A 22,757-nucleotide genomic window follows, 5' to 3' on the forward strand; every position below is an offset into this window, starting at 1 on the left:
AGAGGATGGGTTAACTTATGGCAGCAATTACTTATGAGCACATCAAAACGTGCAAACAATCCGGAGCAAGACTTGGAAGAGTCCATACTCCACATGGTGTGATTGAGACACCTGCATTTATGCCAGTCGGCACACAAGCTACAGTCAAGACAATGAGTCCTGAAGAACTGAAAGAGATGGATGCTCATATTATTTTGAGCAATACGTACCATTTGTTCCTGAGACCGGGCCATGATATTGTCCGTGAAGCAGGCGGACTGCACAAGTTCATGAACTGGGACCGTCCCATTCTAACGGATAGCGGCGGATTTCAAGTATTCTCGCTTAGTGACATGCGCAAGATTACCGAAGAAGGCGTTCATTTCCGTTCCCATCTAAATGGGGATAAGAAGTTCTTGTCTCCTGAAGTAGCTATGGAAGTTCAGAACGCACTTGGCTCTGATATCATGATGGCATTCGATGAGTGTCCTCCATTCCCAGCGGAATATGACTACGTGAAAAAATCATTGGAGCGTACAACACGCTGGGCAGAACGTTGCCTGAAAAGTCATGCTCGCCCGAATGATCAAGGGCTGTTCGCTATCGTTCAAGGAGGTATGTATGAGGATCTTCGCCGTCAGAGCGCGGCAGATTTGACTTCCATGGATTTCCCGGGGTATGCTATTGGAGGGCTCAGCGTCGGAGAGTCCAAGCAGCTAATGTATGAAGTGCTGGATTATACAGTTCCCCTGCTGCCACAAGGCAAACCTCGCTATTTGATGGGCGTTGGTTCACCGGATGCGCTGTTGGAAGGTTCAATCCGGGGAGTGGACATGTTCGACTGTGTTCTGCCTACCCGTATTGCTCGTAATGGAACAACGATGACCAGTCAGGGAAGACTCGTTGTACGCAACGCAAAGTATGCCCGCGATTTTGGGCCGCTTGATCCGGAGTGCAACTGCTATACATGCCGGAATTATTCCCGCGCTTATTTGCGCCATCTAATCAAAGCCGATGAAACCTTCGGACTTAGATTGACGACATACCATAACTTGCACTTCCTGTTGGATTTGATGCGTAAAGTGCGCGAAGCCATCAAGGAAGATCGGCTGCTTGATTTTCGCGATGAGTTTTTTGCTAAATACGGATTATATGATAATCTTAAAGGCTTCTAAAGCTTCGTTGAGGTCCATGTTTTAATGTGCTTAGAAAGGGGGGAGAAATATGTTTCAATATGCAGCAGCAACAGGCGGAGGTAGTATACTGGGTCTTGTAGGTCCATTCGTACTTATGTTTGTAGTATTCTACTTCTTGCTGATTCGTCCGCAACAGAAGAAGACCAAAACACGTAATGCAATGTTGAAGTCTCTGAAAAAGGGCGATAAAATCGTTACTATTGGTGGTCTTCACGGTACGATCATGGAGATTTCCGATGATATCGTGGTTCTACGGGTCAATGATGTAACTAAACTGACCTTTGATCGCGGTTCCATTAGTCACTCCGTTGCCACGGACGTGGAGGAGAAAGTATAGTTTCGTTATTTAAAAGTACATAAAAAGCGGTGTCTTCTCATTAAGAGAATGACACCGCTTTTTTGACGTTCATCTTTCATCGTGATCTATGGGTTTAACGCATATCCGTTATTCGGCTGCGAACGGTGAGCGATTCTTCACGTCCCCGTAAGGTTAATTTGGCAAGCTGTACACCAACTGTTGAAGCTAGGACTGCTAGCAGAGTGCCGCCTATCATATCTGTAAGCCAATGAATGCCCAGATAGAATATACCAAAGACGATTACGACTGCGGAAATACTCGTAATGACCATCCACCGGCGGTTTCCTGAACGGAATGCCAGTAATGCCATCGTAACGGAAATGGACGTATGTAGACTCGGGAAGCAGTTGTTGAGACCGGATAGAGGGCGGTACTCTTGCTCAAACTTCGGAAATACATCCAGCATAGTAAATCTAACGCCTGCAGGTACATAGGACCATACCTCATTTACAGGGAAGTAAAGGTAGAATGGAATTGCTACAGCATAGTTAATGATAATAGCATAGCAGGTAGCGTACAGCATCACACGGTTCTTATCTAACAGATAGACACCTAGAGAAGCTGCTAGTACAGATTGAAGCATGAAAATGTAGAAGAAAACTATGATAGGCGTTAGCCATGGACTATAGAATATATCCTGAACAGCTTGGACAAAATGCCCCTCTAGCCCAAATACAAATGATGTATAGTCTGAGGTAAGATGCATTTTTTCTTCAATTTGTAGTTCGTATTTATTCAAGACCAGTACACCAAACATGCCTACCATCAATAGCAAAAACTTGTAGGATCGCAGCATCTCTTTTCCGATTTCAACTAATGCCATGATTGGATTTCGACGAGCGCCAATCCATACTAATATCACTACTAATGCAACTGTGTACAAAACAATATGATTCATTGATTGGTAAAACAAAGCATTCGAAGCCTCCTTGATTCTCTTTATGAAGTCAGATGATCACAGTTTAACATATTTCCAAGGAATGTTTCGAATTTTATGGAATAATAATTTTAGCTTTTCTGTAAATTAACCCCAAACATTCCGCCAAGTGCACCAATTGCTGCCGCAGCTAGAACCCAAAGAAGGTCAACACCAGAGGGTGAGCTATCCAGTGCCAGAAATCCAATTAACAGAACGATAATCCCGTAAAAGATTCCTGTAAGACTTCCTTGATACCAGCCTTTGTTCGTGGCTCTGCGACCGGCGGTTAGTCCTCCGAATGCTGCGGCTATGCCGTGCACTATATAAGTGTACATTGAGAGATCCTGCTCCTTCAGACCGCTGCCCCATAATAAAAGAGAGAGGACAAACGCGCCAAGCAGCATCCAAAGGAATGATCGACATAGGCCAGACAATACAGGATTGGCTATTCTCCATGAGAACAGGCGCCGGATTAAATACATGGTACAACCTCCTAAAGTTTTTTTTAGAATAATAATCTACATAAGTTATTATTCATTGTATGGGGAGGCTTGCCCCAATAGTACAAGAATGGGCATTGTAGCCTTTTTACCATTAATTAATATGTGAACTTCCGAATGTTCCCTGTGCTGAGCGGTCAGAATAGGGTTACATTAATCCGCCCGAGAAAACAAGTCTGCGGGTGAGAGTGGAGGGGAGCGAAGCTATATGTCCCAGCATATCACTACCCATATTTTCTTGACCGTGCTGATGTATTTCTTCATATTCCTGTGCATGCGTATCATGGGGAAGAGGGAAATCGGTAAGCTGTCTGTATTTGATCTAACGATCTCAATTATGATTGCTGAGATTGCTGTTTTTGTGATCGAGGATATTAATCGCCCGATTTACGAAGGTCTGGTTCCGATGGCCACACTGGTTATCATTCAAGTTGTGGTTGCTCAGCTCAGTCTTAAGAGTAGAAAGATTCGGCTGTTAATGGACGGTAAACCGAGCATACTTATTTCTGGAGGCAAGCTGCACCGGGGAGAGATGCGTAAACAAAGGTACAATATTGATGATCTGTTGCAGCAATTGCGTGGTCAGAACATCGCTAGTCCTGCTGATGTGGAATTTGCGATTCTGGAGCCCAGTGGTCAGCTTACCGTTATCGAGAAAGACAAAGGACTTTCATCTTCCAATCAAACAGGCAATAGCAGTTCAGTTGCTGAGAACAATAAGACCGATGAGGATGCTGATGTAAGCAGTCAGAAAGTTAAGCTGCCAAAGAACAAAATCAGATATGAAGGGCTTCCTATTCCATTGATTATGGATGGAAAGGTCCAGGATCATAATTTAGAGATGATAGGAAAAACAAGGTTCTGGTTAAGAACACAGATCCGCCAAAAGGGTGTATCAGATTTTCGGGATGTATTTCTTTGCTCCATAGACCATAAAGGCCGAGTTTATGTTGACCGTTTGGATAATCGCTAACCATTCTAAAGCCAACGCTTAATGAAAGGCAGTCGATCCAAATCACGAAGGGAAATAAGGCCAGCTAATAGACTGAGACCGAAATACAGGGCCATTCCTACCGCAGAGGCAAATAAAAATTGAATCCATTGTGCTTCTGCAATGGGAATGGAGATGTATACATAACGCACGCCTGCTCCCATAATGATCATTGCACATAAAGTCTTAATGGTATCGGTTATTCGTAAGGATAATGAAATTAGACTGACTACGCTGTACCCGTGCAGCAGAGTAACAAGAACGCTGTTCACAATAATGGCGATGATTGCGCCGTAGATTCCGTATTCTGGCTGTGAAGCTAATATAACAATCAGAATGATTTTGACTACTGCCCCAATAAGAGTATTGATGAGTGCCCTTCCCGGTCTGTCCATAGCTTGAAGTGCAGCTTGTAAGGGTGCTTGAACATAGATGAACAAAGCGAAAGGGGCCATTAGTTTTAGCATAGGAGCGGTGTCCGGATTTCCGTATAACAAGTTGCATAGTGGGACTGCCAGTACATACATAAGAACAGCAAAGGGAGCCCCTGTTACAAGAGCGAGTCGAAGAGCTTGGTGCATTCGTTTGTGAATGGTAGGCAAGTCCTTTCTCGCGGCAGCCTCGGATAAGGAGGGAACCAAAGACACTGCGAGAGAGGAAGTTAACGCACCGGGAAGTAGCAGTAAGGGGATAACCATTCCTTGTAAAGACCCATATTGAGCAGTCGCGGCGGCTGTTGCGATTCCGGCTAGTGCAAGACTACGTACGGTAATTATAGATTCCAGTAGATAGGAAAAAGAACCGACAAGCCGGCTTGCCGTAACAGGAATTGATACACCTAGTAAACGCCGTAGTATGGGGGAAGTTAATTGTACGGCATCTGGATCAGGAGGTATAACTTCCTTCTCAATCGTTTGCTGTTCTAGGATGGGGGTTGTTTTTTTATCCTTTTTCGTGATGACATAATATTGCCACAGAATGGCTAACATTCCGCCAATCTCTCCCACCGTTACGCCTAGCATCGCCCCTGCAGCTGCAAAAGCGATACCTTTAGGTAACAGCAGCCAAGAGAACCACAGCATAAAAAATATTCGCACGATAGACTCAAAAACGGAAGAAAGTGCGGAAGGAATCATGTTCTGCCTACCTTGAAAATACCCGCGGTATATTGCAGATACAGCAACAATTCCAATCATTGGGATCATGGCAATAAAAGTATAATAAACTCTGTGGTCTGTTAAGATCACATTGGAGACCCATGAAGCACTGACCAGCGCAACAATGGTAAAGAAGATTCCTAGTCCGACACTAAGAGTAAGGCCAGTCCGTAAAATTTGCCGCGATTTCTCAGGGCGGTTCTCTCCCTCTGCTTCAGCTACCATCTTTGCAATTGCTAGGGGAAGTCCGCCTGTGATAACAGTAGCCAGTACGATAAAGAAAGGGTACGCGAGCTGATATAGACCCACACCTTCTGCTCCAATGATGCGTGGCAAAGCAATTCGGGGTATAAATCCAAGCATTCGATTAATGATGCCGGCGGCAAGCAAGATTAAAGTTCCTTGTATAAAGCTCTGTTTCCTCAAAGGTCACGCCTTCTTCCCCAAATGAAATGAAACGCTGGCCAACTTGTCTATTCTTATGGATATGCTATACCCCTATCCCGGCATGCCTTGTTTTAGTAGTTGTAACTTTTTATGACGGAAGGAGGAAAGCAGAGAACTTGGGTCGAATACCTATGGTAAGCATACGAACACGAGCGATCTTTGGAGGTGTCATCACGTGGAATCGGAACAGTGGAATCATGATCAACATAGTGAAGAAATCGAAGCCATGTGCCGCAGCAAAGCTGAAGAATTCCGGCTCCTCGGCTATGAGTATGTAACCAGCAAGGATATTTGGGATTGTATCAGTCGTAATTATGATAAGGACGGAATGCCTCCCTTACATAAGCTGGTAAATGATATTTATTCCTTAAAAGCCAATAGTTACATGACTTATTTGACTCTTGCAGCTTATCGGGGGTTGAACTGAACAATACACATCTCGCTTCTTTTCTTTGCGAAAAGCCTTATAAAGCAGTAAAGTAAGAGAATAATAATAACTTCACATCTCCTATATAAACGGATGTCTTGCTGATATGTGCAGGGGCGGCCGTTTCTTTGTGTGAGTATAGCTATGACTATGCTGTGAATTGACGGTCATTTCACGTGTAGCTATAATAGGAATATTGAGTGAATGAAAGGGGAACTAGCTAGAGCATGAAGAGACTAATGGGCTTTATTATTACCGTGCTCGTTTTGACAGGCGTCATGGCATTTACTACTCCTGGACTGCTGGACAAGGTTAGACTTGGTCTTGACCTGAAAGGCGGATTTGAGATTTTGTACCATGCAGAGCCTATGGAAGCGGGAGCAGCGTTGTCCCGAGCTTCACTGTTGAAAACAGCAGAAAGTTTGGAAAAACGGGCCAATGCGCTCGGAACCAGTGAACCAGAGGTTACAACTGAAGGTACTGACCGTATTCGTCTGAAAATTGCAGGCGTTACTGATGAAGCCGAGGTTCGTAAGAAGATGAAGGAGCCTGCAGTTCTGACTTTCCGTAGTGCTGCTGAAGGTGACGCTGAAGGTACTTACAGCAAGATCGAACTGGTAGGTAGTGATTTTGTTGAAGGTGCGGCAGAGGTTGGACGGGATAATCTGAATCAGCCAATCATCAGTATCAAAATAAAGGACAAGGATAAATTCGCAGAGATTACAAAACGCCTCTTAGGAAAGAATCTCGCAATTTATTTGGATGAGAACAAACTATCTGACCCTACGGTACAAGCAGTACTTACCGATGGTAGTGCGTCTATTTCCGGTCAGTATACAATTAAAGAAGCACGTGAACTGGCTGACACTATTAATCTTGGTGCGTTGCCACTGAAACTTACTGAGAAATACTCCCAAAGTGTGGGTGCAACACTTGGTAAACAATCGCTTGATCAAACGATCAAAGCCGGTCTTTTGGGTTCTTTGATTATTCTTATCTTCATGATCGGTATGTATCGCTTGCCAGGTCTCTTGGCTAGTTTTGCGCTGATCTTGCATACATGGCTGCTAATTGTAGTCTTTGTCTTAGCAGACTTCACATTGACGTTGCCTGGTATAGCCGCATTTATTCTGGGTATAGGGATGGCCGTCGATGCCAATATCATTACAAATGAACGGATAAGAGAAGAAATGCGCAGTGGTAAAAGTGTACTTTCCTCTGTTAAAGCAGGTAATAAATCCTCTTTCCGGACAGTAATGGACTCCAATGTCACAACTGTTATTGTGGCAGGTGTCATGTTCGCCTTCGGTACAGGTGCAGTCAAAGGCTTCGCATTGGTACTGATCGTGGAAATCGTTCTGAGTATCGCTACGAATCTTTATTTCTCCCACTGGTTGCTTAGCCAGCTTGTTAAAGCCGGTAAGCTGAACAAACCGAAGAGTTTCGGTGTTAAGGAGAGTGATATTCGTGCGCTTTAAGAAAGAGCTTGATTTCGTACATTTGAGTAAATTTTTCTATGTTTTTTCTATCGCCCTTACAGTGGCAGGTTTGATTTTCCTAGCAACCTTTGGATTGAATTACAGCGTTGATTTCAAAGCGGGATCTAATGTTGATATTTCTCTGTCTAAGAATTTGACATTGGAAGAGGTTAATTCAGCAGTTGAAAAAACTGGGATTTCAAGTGAGCCAAGCATTACGATAGGAAGTGAACGGGTTAACGTTCGTTATGATCAAGTGCTCGATGAGCAACAAGATGAAGCTCTTAAAGCAGAGATCTTGAAGCTGGACGAAAAAGCATCGTTTGAGATTAACACCGTGGATACTGAAATGTCTAAAGAACTTGCACGCAATGCGATCTATGCGGTTCTCATTTCTTGTCTAGGGATTATCATTTATGTAAGTATTCGTTTTGAATGGCGGTTTGCATTGGCAGCTATTGTTTCATTGATCCATGATGCCTTTATGGTCGTTGCAATCTTCTCCATCTTTCGCTTGGAAGTGGATTTGACGTTTATTATTGCGGTGCTTACGATTATCGGTTATTCCATCAATGATACGATCGTTATCTTTGACCGTATCCGTGAGAATTTGCGTTTTGGTAAACAAAAAACCTATGAGGATTTAAAAGAGCTTGTGAATAAGAGTGTGGCTCAAACGCTTATGCGTTCTCTTTACACAGCATTTACCGTATTTATTGCGGCGTTCTTCCTGTTGATTCTTGGAGGCGAGTCCATCAAGATGTTCTCGCTTGCGATGGTTATCGGATTGCTATTCGGAGCGTACTCCTCTATCTTTATTGCAAGTCCGGTCTGGCTACTGCTTAAAAAGCGTGAGAAGATAAAGGTAAAGAGCCCGGCTAAAGGGTAATGTCTCAAGAGAAATAACATGGCTACACTTGAATGAAAAAAACATCAACTTTATAATTTAAGAAAGCCGCGTCAAATGCGACGCGGCTTTCGAAATCTTTGGGGTAGTATGTCATGTGTATTGTATCATCATGAGATTACTTGCTAGTGGTAAGGGGGGCCTCGTATGAATAAAGAACGATCACCGCAAAGCAAGACGGTTGCTTGGACAGGGATCATCAGCGATGTTACTTTGGCAGTAGCTAAGGGGAGTTTTGGCTATATTTCAGGTAGCAAGGCTTTAATGGGCGATGCATTATATTCTGGAGCAGATGCTGCAGCTAAATTGGCGGATATTCTCCCATGGCGCTCTGAACAAAGCAGAAAGAGCAAGCAGCGGATAGAAGAGCGACGAGGGAATAAGGAGCCGCTTTTAGCTATACTTTTTTCGGTATTAATTCTTATGGGGGGGCTGCAAATCGCCTTCTCTGCAATCCGTGACTTAACCGAGGGACAGTCATCCACTCGCGGAGAACTTGCACTTGTAACTGTCTTACTATCTATTGTACTTAAAGAAGCTGTATTTCAATATCAATATCGGTACTTTAAAAAAATAGGTGATGGCAGCCATGCTGCTTATGCCAATAGTCATCGTTTCAGTTTGTATACTTCTATCACAGTATTAGTTGGGATATCGTTATCAATGGGGGGTACCTATTGGCATCCTCTACTCTATATGGACCCTATTGCTGCACTTTTAACAGGATGCTTAATTCTACGTAAAGGTTATTTGCTCATTGTTAATACTGTTAGTGTTAAGAATGCGCAGGAGCTACCTTCTGAGGAGGCAGCTAATTTTATTGAAACCGTACAACGTGTTCATGGTGTTATTCGTGTAGAACATTTGAAGGCACTTGAGCAAGGGAATTATGTGAATCTGCAAGTGAAGATCAGTGTAAATCCGCGTATTACGGTGATGGAAGCACAGGATATTTCAGAATGTGCAAGAAAGTTGCTGCAGCACAGGTTTGTTCATGTTGGTGAGGTACATATGGACGTAGTTCCTTATGATCCTGGTTATCCATACAAAAGTAATTATGAATTGGTGGATAATGATATTCCGACGCTGCTTCAGTAGTTCGCAAGGTGAGAGAAAGGTGAGCGCTATTGCTTTATTCAAAAACAAGATGGCAATCTCCGGCAGCCGATCCCGACGTCGTAAGGGATATGGCCCGGAGCCTTTCTATTTCTCCGCTCTTATCCTCACTATTAGTGACTAGAGGAATTGATACGCCACATGAGGCTCTATCGTTCATGGATGGCGGTGTGGAAGCTCCGCATGATCCGTTCCTTCTAAAAGGAATGGCCGAAGCGGTTCCCAGAATTAGAAAGGCTTTAAAAGAAGAAGAACATATTCTGATTTACGGCGATTACGACGCTGATGGTGTGTCCAGTACAGCATTAATGATTCATTTGCTGCGTTACTTAGGCGCTTCCTTTGATATTTATATCCCGCACCGTTCTAATGAGGGCTATGGGCTGCATAATCATGCTTTGGATTGGGCTTTACAGCAGGGTGTATCCTTGATCATTACTGTAGATACTGGCATTAGCGCCTATCATCAGATTGCTTACGCTAATGAACTCGGGATTGATGTGATTGTTACGGATCACCATGAGCCACCAGAGCTTCTCCCAGAGGCTTATACGTTGATTAATCCGAAGCTGCCCGACTGCCCCTACCCGTTCAAAGGATTGGCAGGTGTAGGTGTAGCTTATAAGCTCGCCCAGGCTATGCTAGGGGAGGAAACTCCCGAAGAATGGGCAGAGATAGCTGCTATCGGTACTGTAGCAGATTTAATGCCGCTGCTGGGTGAGAATCGTGAGATTGTTCGAAACGGTTTGGTGAGTATGCGAAATTCTCGATTCCCAGGTATTCGTGCCTTACTCGGTGTTAGCGGCGTGACCATGAGTACTGTGAGTGCGGTTAATATCGCTTTTGGAATGGCGCCTCGTATCAATGCGAGTGGTCGTCTGGATCATGCTGGACGGGCAGTGGCGTTGCTTACAACCGAGCATACTGATGAGGCAGAGCAACTGGCTGGGGAGCTTGATCTGCTTAATAAAGAACGCCAATTGGTCGTAGAAAGAATTGTAGTGGAGGCCACTGCAAAACTGGAGCAGATGACTCAGGGTGGAGAAATACCAGACATCATAGTCCTTGCTGAACAAGGCTGGAATGTGGGTGTGGTAGGTATAGTGGCTTCCAAACTGCTGGAGCGTTACTATCGACCTGTGATTATTCTGGATATTCATCCGGAGACCGGCATGTGCAAAGGTTCTGCCCGCTCTATTCCTGGACTTGATATATATGCGGCGTTATCCTCTTGTTCTAACTTAATGGATCATTTCGGTGGTCATCCAGCAGCCGCGGGAATGAGTCTGCATCGGGACGGCTTAGAAGCCTTCGCTGCGGCATTAAATGAATACGCTGCTACTGTGTTAACACCGGAGCATTTCGTTCCTGTTACTTCTGCTGATGCAGAAGTGTCGATTTCCGATTTGTCCCTACAGACCGCGCTTGAATTGGAAAGGCTTGCACCTTTCGGGATGTCGAATCCATTGCCAAAGTTCATCATTCGCGGGGCTACAGTGAAAGAGACACGCACCATGGGGCAAGAAGGAAAACACTTGAAGATCGTCTTGCAACAGGGTAAGAGTACGATCGAAGCCTTGGCTTTTGGTAAAGGGGATTTGGCTAAGCTGCTCCCTGTGGGCACCCCGATCAATGTGCTGGCTGAACTGTCGATCAACGAATGGAATGGCTCAAGGAAACCACAGCTGATGCTACAGGATTTATCAGTTCAGGATGCTCAATTATTTGATCTTCGTGGTGCTGCTGACGCTGTGCGGCAGGCTGCGCATATTAGAGAGCTGCTACTTCCCTATAGTGGTGCTGGCCCATATCGTGCTGCAGCAGTATTCCAGAGTGGACGTATGTCTTCACAGACTGAATTGATAGGAATGTCCTTCTGGGTATATGATAAAGAAGCTGGCATTAGCGCCGCTATTAAGGATGATTCGATTCAGGAGTCAGGGCATGTCTCACTGTTATGTCTACTGGATATGCCGGAGACTCCTGAACAACTAGACGCGTTACTAAAGGCTTTTCCTAATGCTGATAATATTGCGTTATTGCATTCTATAAAGGATGGCCGAGAACGACTTATCATTCCGACACGGGATCATTTTAAAATACTCTATAAATTGCTGGCTTCGATCACTGCTGTTGCAACGCCAGAACATGAAGTGCTGCTGCGGCTAAGTCGACAATCCTCATTAAGTATTCGAATGCTTAGTAATATGCTAGATGTGTTCGAGGAGCTGGATTTTATCGAAAGAAGTCAAGGAAGTGTGACCTTTATTACGCAGCCTACAGCTAAAAGCCTTACAGCATCAAGACATTTTGTTAGACTGGGGCAGATGGCGGAAATGGAGCAGTACTTCATGGAAGGTAGCTTGTCTGAACTGCAGGATTGGATGTTATCACGCCGTTTAGGCGTATCATAAAGACTAAACAAAACAAAGCAGACGCTTACGAAGCAAGTTTTGCCGAAACGGACTCAAAGTAGCATATGCTAACAAAACAAAGCAGACGCTTACGAAGTAAGTTTTGTCGAACCGAACACAATGTAGCATATGCTAACAAAACTTTTAGGAGATGAAAAATTTGGATTTTAAAGATAGTATTCGCGTGATTCCTGACTTCCCAAAAGAAGGTATTAGTTTTAAAGATATCACCACCTTGTTAAAAGATGGTGATGCATATCGCCAGGCAATTGATGCCTTGAAAGCTCTTGTATCCCACTTAGAAATCGATGTGATCGCTGGACCGGAAGCACGTGGTTTTGTAGTTGGTGCACCTCTTGCTTATGCATTGGGCGTAGGTTTTGTGCCGATTCGTAAGAGTGGTAAACTGCCGTATGAGACTATCGAGGTTGGATATGATCTTGAATATGGTAAAGACACACTTGCTGTTCACACGGATGCCATTAAGCCTGGACAAAATGTATTGATTGCTGATGATTTGTTAGCAACAGGAGGTACTATAGCTACTTCGGTTAACCTTGTGGAGCAGCTTGGTGGTAAAGTGGTAGGCGCAGCGTTTTTGATTGAATTAGTTGAGCTTGCTGGACGTAATAAGCTTTCTGGAATTGAAGTTATTACATTAGTTGATTACGAAGATTAATGCGATAAACTTGTCTTTTCCCGGGAAATAAATCGGGATTTATGTATCGAATAATGTGGAAAAGTGCAAACAACAGCAATTCTCTGTTACTACTAGCGGAGGGTTGCTGTTTTTCGATTTTTTGGTCAAAAGAGATACGAAAAAAGACTGCCCAATCCATAAAATGGATCTGGAGCAGTCTTTTTGAATTATTAATTCATAAATAAATTAGTGAGCAGCTTTATCGCTTTCTCCACCTTCATTAGACAGTCCAAGAACTTCAATGAGTTTGAAGAATAGGGCTAGAACGATACCAACAATCGTAGCTAGAGCCATACCACTGAGTTTTACGCTACCCATAGTAAGGGTTGTACCACTAATTCCGACAACAAGCACCAACGTAGCCATAATCATGTTAGTGGCTTTGGAAAAATCAACTTTTTGCTCTACGAAGATTCGTAGACCGGATGCGGCAATTACACCGAACAAAAGTAGTGATACACCACCCATTACAGGTGTTGGGATGTTAGCGATAACGGAGGAGAAAGTTCCGGAGAACGATAGCAGAATCGCAATCACTGCTGCGCCACCGATCACATATACAGAATAAACTTTAGTTAATGCCATAACCCCGATATTCTCACCGTAGGTTGTATTTGGAGTAGAACCGATAAAACCGGAGATAATTGTAGATATCCCGTTACCCATCAGGGAGCGGTCAAGTCCAGGGTCTTTAGCCAGATCTCTGCCAACAATATTGCTGGTTACAAGTAAGTGTCCAATATGTTCAACGATTACTACTAGCGATACTGGGATGATAGTCAGGATTACATTCCAATCGAAGGATGGAGTAACAATGGTAGGGTGAGCTAAAAAATTCGCATTAGATATTGCAGCAGTATCCACCATTTTCATAATATAAGCTAAGCCATAACCAGTTACGATACCGATGAGGATGTGAATGATTTTTGGGAAACCGCGGAAGAGTACAGCTCCAATTACGGTTACGCCCAGTGTCACCATAGAAAGTGTGATTGCTTTGCCATCTGGAGTCCAGTCTGCAACTGCAACACCTTCAGGGGCAATAAGTCCTGCCATTCGCGCGGCAACAGGCACAAGTTCAAGTCCGATCGTTGCTACGATAGCTCCCATTACTGCTGGCGGGAAGACAACATCGATCCATTTTGTTCCTGCATAACGGATGATCAAAGCAACGAGCACAAAGATAACACCTGTGATGATGAAAGCGCCCAAAGCAAGCGAGTACCCTTTCATATGATCATCTTTATGATCAGCAAGCACTGATAATACGGGTGCGATAAATGCAAAGCTGGAGCCAAGGTAAGCAGGTATTTTACCACGGCAAATCCAAATGTATAGCAGTGTGCCGATACCGTTCATCAGCAAAATCATGCCAGGGTCAACCCCGAACAAGTTAGGCACTAGCACTGTACTGCCAAACATGGCGAACAAATGCTGTAGGCTTAATAGAAAACCGGGGCCCCATGGAAGTTTTTCATTAACTTGAATTTCGCGTTGCAATGGAGTTCACTCCTCTTTCTTAATGGATATGATGTTGTCCAGCGAAAATCCGCCTTTACTAGATTAAATAGAACTGGACATTTTTACAACAACATTTTCACAAGTGTTATTAATTTGTCCGATTTTCATAACTTTTACTTCTTGAGTACCATGAGATGGCAAGTGTTGACGTAATCCCTCGTAAGCGTCATAATTATAGACAACTTTGAACAAGAGCGTAAGTTGCTTGCGAAATGATTGGAACCTGCAGATTTCAGAATGATTGCGGGTTCATTTTATTATAGAAAGGAAACGGATACGACGAGAATGGGCATAGAGCGATTAATTGATAAGGCTGGCGCCTATATAAAAGATAAAGATCTTCTCCGCATCCGGGAAGCTTATGAATTTGCCGATCAGGCTCATCACGGGCAGATCCGCAAGTCGGGGGAGCCATACATTCTGCATCCGCTGGCGGTGGCAGATATTGTCGTCAATATGCAAATGGATGTTATATCTATTGTTGCGGCGCTTTTGCATGATGTTGTGGAAGATACGACGGTCTCATTGGAACAAATCCGCACGAAATTTGGCGATACCTGCGCGATGCTTGTCGATGGCTTAACTAAGCTGGAACGCATCCGTTTTCGCTCAAAGGAAGAGCAGCAGAACGAGAATTACCGTAAGATGTTTATTGCGATGGCGCAGGATATCCGGGTCATCGTTATCAAACTAGCGGATCGTCTGCATAATATGCGTACGTTAAAGTACCAATCTGAAGAGAGCCAGCGACGTATTTCTTACGAAACGCTGGAGATTTTCTGTCCTGTGGCTGATCGTTTGGGGATTTCCGCGATTAAGTGGGAGATGGAGGATATTGCGCTTCGTTACTTGAATCCGCAGCAGTATTATCGCATTGCTAATCTAGTGCATAAGAAGCGGGCTGAACGTGAGCAATTTATCGACAGCGTAATTGGCCGTATTCGTGCCAAGCTAGATGAAATGGGCATTGAAGGTGATCTTTCAGGTCGTCCGAAGCATATCTACAGTGTCTATAACAAAATGAGTACGAAAAACAAACAGTTTAATGAGATCTATGACCTGCTGGCCATCCGTATCATTGTGGATAATATCAAGGATTGTTATGCAACCCTCGGAATTATTCATACCCTTTGGAAGCCAATGCCAGGTCGATTTAAAGATTATATAGCTATGCCCAAAGCCAATATGTATCAATCTTTGCATACTACAGTGGTAGGTCCTGGCGGAGAGCCAACCGAAGTGCAAATTCGCACTTGGGAAATGCATCGTACGGCTGAATTTGGGATAGCAGCACACTGGGCATACAAAGAAGGAACCAGCAATAATGTGAATCCTGAGAATCGGATGCCTTTTTTTCGCGAAATATTGGAGCTTCAGCATGAGGCCAAGGATGCCGAAGAGTTCGTAAAATCACTCAAAATGGACTTTTTCTCGGATCTTGTGTTCGTGTTTACGCCTAAAGGCGAGGTTATTGAGCTTCCTGCGGGTTCTGTACCACTTGATTTCGCATTCCGTATTCATACCGAAGTGGGTAATCGTACGATTGGTTCTAAGGTGAACGGGCGGATCGTACCGTTAGATCACAAGTTGAAGACGGGAGATATTGTAGAGATACTGACATCGAAGCATTCGTACGGACCAAGCCGCGACTGGCTCAAGATTGCTCAATCCTCACATGCGCGAAGCAAAATTAAGCAATGGTTCAAAAAAGAGAAACGTGAGGAAAATGTCGAAAAAGGTCGCGAAGCGATTGAACGTGAGCTGAAGCGTCTGAATGTCGAAGTTTCTGAGTGGATTTCTGATGATAAGCTTTTAGAAGCAGCGAAGAAATTTGCTTTTAACGATGTTGAGGATATGCTGTCTGCCGTTGGATTTGGTGGGATTACCGCTTCGCAGATTGCTTCCCGTTTGACGGAAAAGCTGCGCAAAGAGCAGGAAGAAGCTGCTAATCATTTAGAGCTTACTTCAGAGATGAAGGAGATCAAGTCTTCCGGCGAAAAACGTAATCAACCAACCAATGGTGTTAGTGTAAAGGGAATTGAAAATTTACTTGTCCGTTTTGCACGATGTTGTAATCCGGTACCGGGTGACGACATTGTAGGGTATGTTACACGGGGCCGGGGTGTATCTGTACATCGCCAGGATTGTCCTAATATTCCGGGTGAAGGTGACGGAGAAGAAGCAGCAAGGGTGATTGAAGTGGAATGGGAAGGTACGATGGAAGCAAACTACAGTGTGGATATTGAGATTACAGGTCATGATCGTAATGGACTGCTCAATGAAGTGCTGCAGGCAGTTTCCGAGAGTAAAACGAACATTTCTGCGGTCACTGGGCGCTCTGACAAGAATAAAATGGCAATGATTCATATGACCATTCTCATTCGTAACACGGAACATCTGCAATCCGTTGTAGATAAAGTGAAACGAGTCAAGGATGTATATACAGTGAATCGGATCATGCAATAGGGCAAGGAGCGGAGTAGTACGATGAGAGTTGTAGTACAGCGTTGTAAGGACGCCAAAGTAACCGTGGATAAGGCAGTGACCGGAGAAATTGGCAAAGGCTTAATGCTGCTAGTTGGCGTTACGCATGAGGATACAGAAAAGGATGCCAAATATTTGGCGGATAAAATAGCAGGACTGCGAATTTTTGAAGATGATGCTGGTAAAATGAACTACAGTGTCACAGAGACTGAGGGAGCGATTCTTTCAGTATCCCAGTTTACTTTATACGGGGATTGTCGTAAGGGGAGACGGCCGAATTTCATGGGAGCAGCAGCTCCTGCGGAGGCCGAGCGACTTTATGATTACTTTAACCAAGAGCTTAGAGCTGGCGGCCTTCAAGTGGAGACGGGTGTTTTTGGAGCGATGATGGATGTGTCGCTGACCAATTGGGGCCCGGTTACTCTCATTTTAGATAGCCGCAGTTAATGAAAAAAATGTCGAAGATTGCTTCCTATTTATCAAGACCTTAACATCAAAAATTTCAAACTTAAAAAGCGTCCAACATATTAGTCACGACTAATATGTTGGACGCTTTTTTTGTATTGTAATATTCGTTCTCCGTTGGTGTAATCAACATATTAATCTTGTTAATCACTTCAACACTAGCCGATAAGTCGTGAGTTTGGGCTTATTATCCACAAATGTGCTCGTCGAGACCATTAGTTGCTTGCCCGAAGGACTCCAGGCGACGGTTGCGACATCCTGGAAATCGCCGAGTTGCTCGATCTTGCCGGTCTTCGCATTCGCAACGTAGACACCGTTCATGCCGTCCCTGTCCTTGTTATACACGGCGAACGCCAAGTACGAGCTATCTGGGGACCAATCGAAGGCGTACATCTGAGTCGTCACGGCGAGCTTAGTCCGCTTCGAGGTGTCGTTCGAGTTCATGAGGAACAGCGTGCGTTCCGTATCCCCCGTACTCTTCAGCATGGCTAACTGATTGCCGTCAGGGGACAGCGACATTCTCCAGACGGATTTGTCCACGATCGTCTCTTTCTTCGTCTCCAGATTGTAGGCCGACAGTGTGTTATCGGGATTAGGGTTGACGTAGAAGAGCGTATTCCCGGTCTTCGCTGCATAATCGAATATGACGTTTTTATCTTTGCTAAGCAATACCTCGTCTTTACTAACTGTCCCAACCTGCAGAATAGCACCTTTACCGTTGCCGACGATCAGATGGCTGGAGTCTGTCCACTGGCCCCATTCCTGTCCGCCCCTATCCTTATCCGTGATTATTCGGCTAGTTCCGGTTGGCACATGCACAAGGACACCGCGGCCACCGTCCATCATGAACGAGGTGTTTTCATGGAAAAAGACATATTGGCCGTCCGGCGAGACAATCGGACTCTCATGCACGCGGTCTTCGCTCGGTTTCAGCGCCTTGACCTGCTTCGTTTTCAAATTGTAAATGTACAGCTGGGCAGGCTTCATTGGACCAGAGTCGGAATCAATCTTCTTCGCGTCCGGATTCGTCTGGGCAATTAATAATTCGTTCTCGTTCAGCCAATCTTGCGCATACAGGCCGTCAAGTCGCTCGAGCTGATCCATGGTAATTGGTTTATCGATTTGCGAATCAGGCTTCTCTGGCTTGTTCTTGTCGATGACGGTAACTGGTGGGCTATTAGTTGCTCCACCGCCGTTACTCTGTGTTGTGCTGCTGCAGCCTGCGATCCCAACCGCTAGTAATACGATCCCAACTTGTTTCATCTTCATGAATGATGTATCTCCTTCTAAGCTGTGTTATAAATCTGATAAGAGTGTACCAACAGGATGTCTCCACAGTATTTCGAATTGTTTCCAAGTTGTAAACGGATCGAGACTTGGAGAAGAGAGAAGTTATGACTTATACAGAATCATGATGATAGAGGGGAAACTGTACTTCAAACACGCTCCCAGTGGAGTCTGACCGTTTCAATTGTATGATTCCTCTTTGCTTCTCCAACCATTGCTGAACGAGAGCAAGTCCCAAACCGCTTCCTTTCGTTTCTTTTGAACGCGCCTTGTTCGCGGTGTAGAAGGGTTCAAAGATTCGCTCCTGGGATTCGAAAGGAATGCCAATTCCCGTATCAATAATTTCTACCTTTGCGTGATTCTGTTCGGTATACAATCGAATATTGACGCTTCCACCGGGGAGGTTGTATTTGATCGCGTTGTCCAGTAAATTAACGAAGATGTGTATTAAACTCTCGCGTTCCGCCCATATGGTGGCAGGTACTGTGTGAAGCTGAAAGGTTAGTCCGAATTTGTCAGCCTTGCCTTTCATAAGAGAGATGAGCTCGTCCAGCACGATATCAAGTGACACGGCTTCAGCCTGATATTCGAATTCGTACTTCTCCAGTGAGGCAAGGCGCAGCGCGTTTTCCACTAGCTTGTGCAGTCTAGACGATTCCTTGCGAATGCTTTCCATCGCTTGCTGAAACAGTAAAGGATCATCTGGGTACAGTTCCAGTAGATCGGCATATGCAGTGATAGAAGTGAGAGGTGTCTTAAGTTCATGACTAATATTGTTAATGAATTGCTTCTGTTGCTGCTCCAATACTTGTAGCTTGTCTACGACAAGCGATAGCTTCGCTTTCTCCGTTTCTAACTTCTTCATACTCGATTCGATCTCACGGCTCATGCTATAAATGCCCTCGCTTAATTCGCCAAGTTCATCCTTACGGACTAGTGGTGCATGATCAATATACGCTCCTGCTTCGATGTTGTTCGCTGTCTGCTTGAGCAGAGTTATAGCTTTGGATTGTCGGTAGACATAGAGGAAGCCGAGCAGGAAGCTGGCGAGCAGAACGGTTGACCCGGATAGGAGGAACATTGTTCTTGTCTGCCGGTAAAAGGCGTGCAGCTCGCCCACGGGTCTCTGGAATTCGGCTACAGCGATCAGTTGTTCCTCGAACATGATGGGTGTGAAATAATATAGCACGTCCTGGACGTCCGAATAAGCAACCTTGCCCTGGAGTGCATACTGCAGCGCATCCGGCATAGTGGGGGAAGGAACGAGAGGCAGCGAATTCCCGATCTCGACACCGGTCTCATCGTACAGTCGGACGTGCAGTCCGTTGGATTGCCCCAATCGATTGGAGAGATCCATGCCACGATACTTCATGAATGCCTTCAAGCTGACTTGTTCCCCGGACAAGTAGCTCATCTTCACCGTCAATTCGGCGCGGTTCGTCATCTCTGCCATTTCACGCTCCAGTCCAGTACGTTGGTTGTGACGGATACTGCGTAGTACTAGCACACTAAGCACGCTCACCGTGAACAACAACAGGCCGGCGAGCAGCAGGGAGAACTTCCATCGTAAGCTCACCCTCATAAGTACTCCCGGGTGGCCTTGTAACCTACTCCGTATACGGTCTGGAGCAGACGTTGACCTTCGTCGCCCAGCTTACTGCGGATTCGCTGTATATGAATGTCGACAGTGCGCGTGCCCCCGTCATAGTCGAGCCCCCAGACAAGATCTAGTAGTTCCTCGCGCGTGTATACCCGTTCCGAATGGAGGACGAGCAGGTGTAGCAGCTCGAATTCTTTGGGCGTCAGCCCCACCTTCTCACCGGCCACCTGTACGTCACGATGTGACGGGTTTACTGTCACCGCACCAATCATAATTGGACTGTCGGAGGGAGCGTGTTCCGCACTTTTCTCGACTCGACGGTGCAGCGCTCTAACTCGGGCGACGAGCTCCCGAATATCGAACGGCTTGGTCATATAATCATCTGCACCCAGCTCTAGGCCTAGTACTTTGTCTACAATGTCGTTCTTGACCGTGAGCAATAGGATGCCAATCCCTCTCCGGTTCTCCAGCCGACGGCACACATCATAACCAGACAGCCCTGGCATCATAACGTCCAGTACGAACACTTGCGGCTGGAACGATTCAACGAGCCTAAGCGCGGCTTCGCCGTCAGCGGCCGTTTCGACCTGAAAGCCTTCCCGCCGCAGTGCATAGGCGATCGCTTTCACGATAGAGCATTCATCGTCTACGACAAGCACTCTTTTATCCATGCTGTTAATCCTTTCCACCTCGCTATTGTTGTTGTGATACGCCTATTCTACATATTGCGCTCAGCAAAAGCGAACCAATTGGGGGTTTGAAAGCAAACACCAGCTCAAACGGAAATTCCGAAATTCCAGTAAGCCTCCTTCTTCTGATGGCTACAAGTATCCTGCGCGTAAAAGTCTGCTTGTTTCTGTTGTGTTGTAAGTAGAATCTTGTGCGGATAGAGCCTCTTTGAGCTGGATAAGCTAAAGGTAGACAGTTATCCCGCACGATGCAAGGAGCTTAGCAATGAGACATTCACAGAAGGCATGGGTATGGAGAAGTATCCCGGCACTAGCGACAGGGAGTCCTGTAGAAGCCTATGCATTAGCCAAAAAGACGGAAGATGAAATTGAATCTCAAGTGATCAAAGGAAGAAGCCGTAATCTCTTACCGCGTACCTGAAATGGGTGGTGGAGGCGGCTTTTTGATGCGGTTAACCGGGGATATTTTCTGATTAGAGGTTAGAAATCATTGTGATAAGGGTAATAGACGACAAGAAAGATCAATAAGTACCTATTCATTTGCACTAGCAGAGAGGAGAACTTATCACATGAGTAATGTTGCATTTTTACTAGCTAATGATTTTGAAGATTCTGAGATGAAGGTCCCTTACGATGAAGTTATAAAGGCAGGACATCAAGCTGACATTATTGGTTTAAAGAAGGGTGAGACCTTACTAGGCAAAAAGAAGGAAGTCTCCTACGCAGCCGATAAAGCCATAGCTGACGTTCAAGCAGGTAATTATGACGCGATAGTAATTCCTGGAGGTTCTTCCCCAGAAAATTTACGGCAAAATGCAGATATTTTGAAGTTTGTGAAAGAAGCAAACGAAGCTGGTAAGCCTATCGCTTCTATTTGCCACGGACCCCAAATTCTGATCAGTGCAGACTTGCTTAAAGGACGTACCATCACCTGTTATCCTCCGTTGAAAGATGATGTTGTGAACGCTGGTGCGGAGTTTAAAGATGAAGAAGTGGTAGTTGATCGTAATTACATTACTTCGCGTACCCCGAAAGATGAGCCTGCCTTCGTTCGTGAAATATTGAAGGTCCTGCAATAGCAATTAATAACACTGAGTCTTATAATCTAAAGGAGGTAATGGTAATGACCAGAAAAATCCAAGCATATTTTAGAACGGAAAATGAAGCAGAAGGTGCTAAAATAGCATTGATTAGTTACAAGGTAGATGGCTTGGAGGTATGGCCACTCACGGACCCTATTGGGGAAGATCGTAGAATTCTGTTTCCGATAGCCCCGTTTAGTAATACGACGTTAGCCGCAGGTACAGTGGGGACGCTTGGAACGGGTAGCACTCCGGCAGCTGGAGCTATGTTGGCCCCTGGTGTTGCCGCCTCCGAAACGCGTGATGAGCCTGAGACCCATTATAGCGTGGATGAAGACCAGGTTAGTGCGGATGTAGCAGATGGAGAGCTCGAAGATGGGGATTTAAGTAAACTTCGTTATGTGATGGACCTAAGTGTTGCAGAAGAGAATTATAATGAGGTTGTGGAAACCCTTCGAGGCAAAGGAGCATTTGTAGAGCAATTCGATTAACAACAATCTATTAAAATAAACCGCTTTCATGAATGTAATATAATCGTAATATTACATACATGTTTCCTTAATATAGCGTGTTTATAATAAAGGCATGACCCCCTTTTTAATAATATATGATGATGGACCTGCAGCATTTGGCTGCAGGTCATTTTTTTTGTAACGGTTGAAGTTAAAGGTCAAAAGTTGAAAGTTGTCGAATTTTTTATTCAGCTTCGCATTTCCTGCCTTGACTTTAGCACAGTAGTTCAGTAGAATTTAAAAATATACGATTTTATCATATGGTTTTGATGACGGGAACAAGTAATTCGAGGACCCACAACTCCAGAGAGGAATCCCCTGTAGATTCAGATGATATCCAGTACAATGGATGATCTATCGTTTCTGCTTGGCTGCAAGGATTCTGTTGATGAGCGAATGAATGACCTCCCCGAGAACGTACGGCGAAAGTGGGCAATGTATATTGCCGCTATCAGTAGCCGTTATGCGTAGGCGGGCGTTAACCGCTTTGAGCGGATTCAGAATGGTTCTGATCCGGAATGTGGGTGG

At 44.9% G+C, this 22,757-nt stretch carries 22 protein-coding genes and 1 pseudogene; 16 read left to right on the top strand and 7 right to left on the bottom strand.

The genetic code is table 11. The features are described 5' to 3' along the window. Positions 1–17 precede the first annotated feature (17 nt). Positions 18–1,154, top strand: a complete 1,137-nt coding sequence (tgt, locus tag MKX60_RS10365; protein ID WP_042130504.1) for a tRNA guanosine(34) transglycosylase Tgt — start codon at positions 18–20, stop codon at positions 1,152–1,154. 49 nt (positions 1,155–1,203) lie between these two features. Continuing rightward, the gene (gene yajC, locus MKX60_RS10370; protein ID WP_042191123.1) at positions 1,204–1,512 is read left to right on the top strand and encodes a preprotein translocase subunit YajC; all 309 of its coding nucleotides are present in this window, start codon (positions 1,204–1,206) and stop codon (positions 1,510–1,512) included. A 94-nt stretch (positions 1,513–1,606) separates the two neighbouring features. Here yajC and MKX60_RS10375 read toward each other — a convergent pair whose 3' ends face one another. Then, positions 1,607–2,446, bottom strand: coding sequence for a phosphatase PAP2 family protein (locus MKX60_RS10375; RefSeq protein WP_256990033.1), 840 nt, complete (start codon positions 2,444–2,446; stop codon positions 1,607–1,609). A gap of 95 nt (positions 2,447–2,541) precedes the next feature. Beyond that, positions 2,542–2,934, bottom strand: coding sequence for a TIGR04086 family membrane protein (locus MKX60_RS10380; protein WP_042191121.1), 393 nt, complete (start codon positions 2,932–2,934; stop codon positions 2,542–2,544). Between the two features lie 226 nt (positions 2,935–3,160). Between MKX60_RS10380 and MKX60_RS10385 the strand changes: the two genes are divergently transcribed. Then, positions 3,161–3,925 (top strand): DUF421 domain-containing protein, encoded by a 765-nt coding sequence (locus MKX60_RS10385; RefSeq protein ID WP_076284845.1) that lies wholly within the window; start codon positions 3,161–3,163, stop codon positions 3,923–3,925. Positions 3,926–3,930: 5 nt separating this feature from the next. On the opposite strand, the gene spoVB is transcribed toward MKX60_RS10385, so the two are convergent. Continuing rightward, positions 3,931–5,526, bottom strand: a complete 1,596-nt coding sequence (gene spoVB / locus MKX60_RS10390) for a stage V sporulation protein B (RefSeq protein WP_076284844.1) — start codon at positions 5,524–5,526, stop codon at positions 3,931–3,933. Positions 5,527–5,722: 196 nt separating this feature from the next. Here spoVB and MKX60_RS10395 point away from each other — a divergent pair, with 196 nt between their 5' ends. The 6 genes from MKX60_RS10395 (at position 5,723) to MKX60_RS10420 (ending at position 12,568) form a co-directional block, all read left to right on the top strand. Then, positions 5,723–5,974, top strand: a complete 252-nt coding sequence (locus MKX60_RS10395; protein ID WP_042191115.1) for a post-transcriptional regulator — start codon at positions 5,723–5,725, stop codon at positions 5,972–5,974. A gap of 227 nt (positions 5,975–6,201) precedes the next feature. Next, positions 6,202–7,452 (top strand): protein translocase subunit SecD, encoded by a 1,251-nt coding sequence (gene secD, locus MKX60_RS10400; RefSeq protein WP_042191112.1) that lies wholly within the window; start codon positions 6,202–6,204, stop codon positions 7,450–7,452. After that, positions 7,442–8,341: a protein translocase subunit SecF gene (gene secF, locus MKX60_RS10405; protein ID WP_076284843.1), complete on the top strand. Its 900-nt coding sequence runs from the start codon at positions 7,442–7,444 to the stop codon at positions 8,339–8,341. The genes secD and secF overlap by 11 nt, the downstream gene beginning before the upstream one ends. 165 nt (positions 8,342–8,506) lie before the next feature. Next, positions 8,507–9,457: a cation diffusion facilitator family transporter gene (locus MKX60_RS10410; protein WP_042191108.1), complete on the top strand. Its 951-nt coding sequence runs from the start codon at positions 8,507–8,509 to the stop codon at positions 9,455–9,457. Positions 9,458–9,486: 29 nt separating this feature from the next. Beyond that, positions 9,487–11,889, top strand: coding sequence for a single-stranded-DNA-specific exonuclease RecJ (gene recJ / locus MKX60_RS10415; RefSeq protein ID WP_076284842.1), 2,403 nt, complete (start codon positions 9,487–9,489; stop codon positions 11,887–11,889). Between the two features lie 160 nt (positions 11,890–12,049). Continuing rightward, positions 12,050–12,568, top strand: coding sequence for an adenine phosphoribosyltransferase (locus MKX60_RS10420; protein WP_042191103.1), 519 nt, complete (start codon positions 12,050–12,052; stop codon positions 12,566–12,568). Positions 12,569–12,775: 207 nt separating this feature from the next. On the opposite strand, the gene uraA is transcribed toward MKX60_RS10420, so the two are convergent. After that, positions 12,776–14,089: a uracil permease gene (uraA, locus tag MKX60_RS10425; RefSeq protein ID WP_042191101.1), complete on the bottom strand. Its 1,314-nt coding sequence runs from the start codon at positions 14,087–14,089 to the stop codon at positions 12,776–12,778. Positions 14,090–14,395: 306 nt separating this feature from the next. Here uraA and MKX60_RS10430 point away from each other — a divergent pair, with 306 nt between their 5' ends. After that, positions 14,396–16,576 carry a RelA/SpoT family protein gene (locus MKX60_RS10430; protein WP_076284873.1) on the top strand — a complete coding sequence of 727 codons (2,181 nt, stop codon included), beginning with the start codon at positions 14,396–14,398 and terminating at the stop codon, positions 16,574–16,576. 21 nt (positions 16,577–16,597) lie between these two features. Continuing rightward, positions 16,598–17,041, top strand: coding sequence for a D-aminoacyl-tRNA deacylase (gene dtd / locus MKX60_RS10435; protein ID WP_076284841.1), 444 nt, complete (start codon positions 16,598–16,600; stop codon positions 17,039–17,041). A gap of 165 nt (positions 17,042–17,206) precedes the next feature. Here the strand turns inward: dtd and MKX60_RS10440 are convergent, their stop codons facing one another. The 3 genes from MKX60_RS10440 to MKX60_RS10450 form a co-directional block, all read right to left on the bottom strand. Then, positions 17,207–18,328, bottom strand: coding sequence for a TolB family protein (locus MKX60_RS10440; RefSeq protein ID WP_076284840.1), 1,122 nt, complete (start codon positions 18,326–18,328; stop codon positions 17,207–17,209). 130 nt (positions 18,329–18,458) lie between these two features. Further along, a complete protein-coding gene (locus tag MKX60_RS10445; RefSeq protein WP_179085779.1) occupies positions 18,459–19,922 on the bottom strand; it encodes a sensor histidine kinase in 1,464 nt (487 codons plus the stop codon). Positions 19,923–19,924: 2 nt separating this feature from the next. Next, positions 19,925–20,617: a response regulator transcription factor gene (locus MKX60_RS10450; RefSeq protein ID WP_076284838.1), complete on the bottom strand. Its 693-nt coding sequence runs from the start codon at positions 20,615–20,617 to the stop codon at positions 19,925–19,927. Between the two features lie 103 nt (positions 20,618–20,720). Here MKX60_RS10450 and MKX60_RS31670 point away from each other — a divergent pair. The 5 genes and pseudogenes from MKX60_RS31670 to MKX60_RS10470 all read left to right on the top strand — a co-directional run. After that, a pseudogene (locus tag MKX60_RS31670) lies at positions 20,721–20,816 on the top strand (hypothetical protein); the annotation flags it as partial. Positions 20,817–20,900: 84 nt separating this feature from the next. After that, positions 20,901–21,056, top strand: a complete 156-nt coding sequence (locus MKX60_RS10455; protein ID WP_179085778.1) for a hypothetical protein — start codon at positions 20,901–20,903, stop codon at positions 21,054–21,056. 148 nt (positions 21,057–21,204) lie between these two features. Continuing rightward, a complete protein-coding gene (locus MKX60_RS10460) occupies positions 21,205–21,714 on the top strand; it encodes a type 1 glutamine amidotransferase domain-containing protein (RefSeq protein ID WP_076284837.1) in 510 nt (169 codons plus the stop codon). Positions 21,715–21,758: 44 nt separating this feature from the next. Then, a complete protein-coding gene (locus MKX60_RS10465) occupies positions 21,759–22,208 on the top strand; it encodes a hypothetical protein (RefSeq protein ID WP_076284836.1) in 450 nt (149 codons plus the stop codon). A gap of 366 nt (positions 22,209–22,574) precedes the next feature. Beyond that, on the top strand, positions 22,575–22,700 hold the full coding sequence (locus MKX60_RS10470) for a hypothetical protein (RefSeq protein ID WP_256716317.1): 126 nt from the start codon (positions 22,575–22,577) through the stop codon (positions 22,698–22,700). Positions 22,701–22,757: the final 57 nt, after the last annotated feature.

Source organism: Paenibacillus sp. FSL R5-0914 (genome assembly GCF_038004525.1).
Classification (GTDB): Bacteria; Bacillota; Bacilli; order Paenibacillales; family Paenibacillaceae; genus Paenibacillus_AQ.

Bases quoted from the DNA above. Each gene is read 5' to 3' on its own strand.
- MKX60_RS10470 (WP_256716317.1), top strand. From the start codon at position 22,575: ATGGATGATCTATCGTTTCTGCTTGGCTGCAAGGATTCTGTTGATGAG.
- yajC (WP_042191123.1), top strand. From the start codon at position 1,204: ATGTTTCAATATGCAGCAGCAACAGGCGGAGGTAGTATACTGGGTCTT.
- MKX60_RS10450 (WP_076284838.1), bottom strand. From the start codon at position 20,617: ATGGATAAAAGAGTGCTTGTCGTAGACGATGAATGCTCTATCGTGAAA.
- MKX60_RS10465 (WP_076284836.1), top strand. From the start codon at position 21,759: ATGACCAGAAAAATCCAAGCATATTTTAGAACGGAAAATGAAGCAGAA.
- tgt (WP_042130504.1), top strand. From the start codon at position 18: ATGGCAGCAATTACTTATGAGCACATCAAAACGTGCAAACAATCCGGA.
- MKX60_RS10410 (WP_042191108.1), top strand. From the start codon at position 8,507: ATGAATAAAGAACGATCACCGCAAAGCAAGACGGTTGCTTGGACAGGG.
- MKX60_RS10385 (WP_076284845.1), top strand. From the start codon at position 3,161: ATGTCCCAGCATATCACTACCCATATTTTCTTGACCGTGCTGATGTAT.
- MKX60_RS10440 (WP_076284840.1), bottom strand. From the start codon at position 18,328: ATGAAGATGAAACAAGTTGGGATCGTATTACTAGCGGTTGGGATCGCA.
- MKX60_RS10380 (WP_042191121.1), bottom strand. From the start codon at position 2,934: ATGTATTTAATCCGGCGCCTGTTCTCATGGAGAATAGCCAATCCTGTA.
- dtd (WP_076284841.1), top strand. From the start codon at position 16,598: ATGAGAGTTGTAGTACAGCGTTGTAAGGACGCCAAAGTAACCGTGGAT.
- MKX60_RS10455 (WP_179085778.1), top strand. From the start codon at position 20,901: ATGAGACATTCACAGAAGGCATGGGTATGGAGAAGTATCCCGGCACTA.
- MKX60_RS10460 (WP_076284837.1), top strand. From the start codon at position 21,205: ATGAGTAATGTTGCATTTTTACTAGCTAATGATTTTGAAGATTCTGAG.
- MKX60_RS10430 (WP_076284873.1), top strand. From the start codon at position 14,396: ATGGGCATAGAGCGATTAATTGATAAGGCTGGCGCCTATATAAAAGAT.
- secD (WP_042191112.1), top strand. From the start codon at position 6,202: ATGAAGAGACTAATGGGCTTTATTATTACCGTGCTCGTTTTGACAGGC.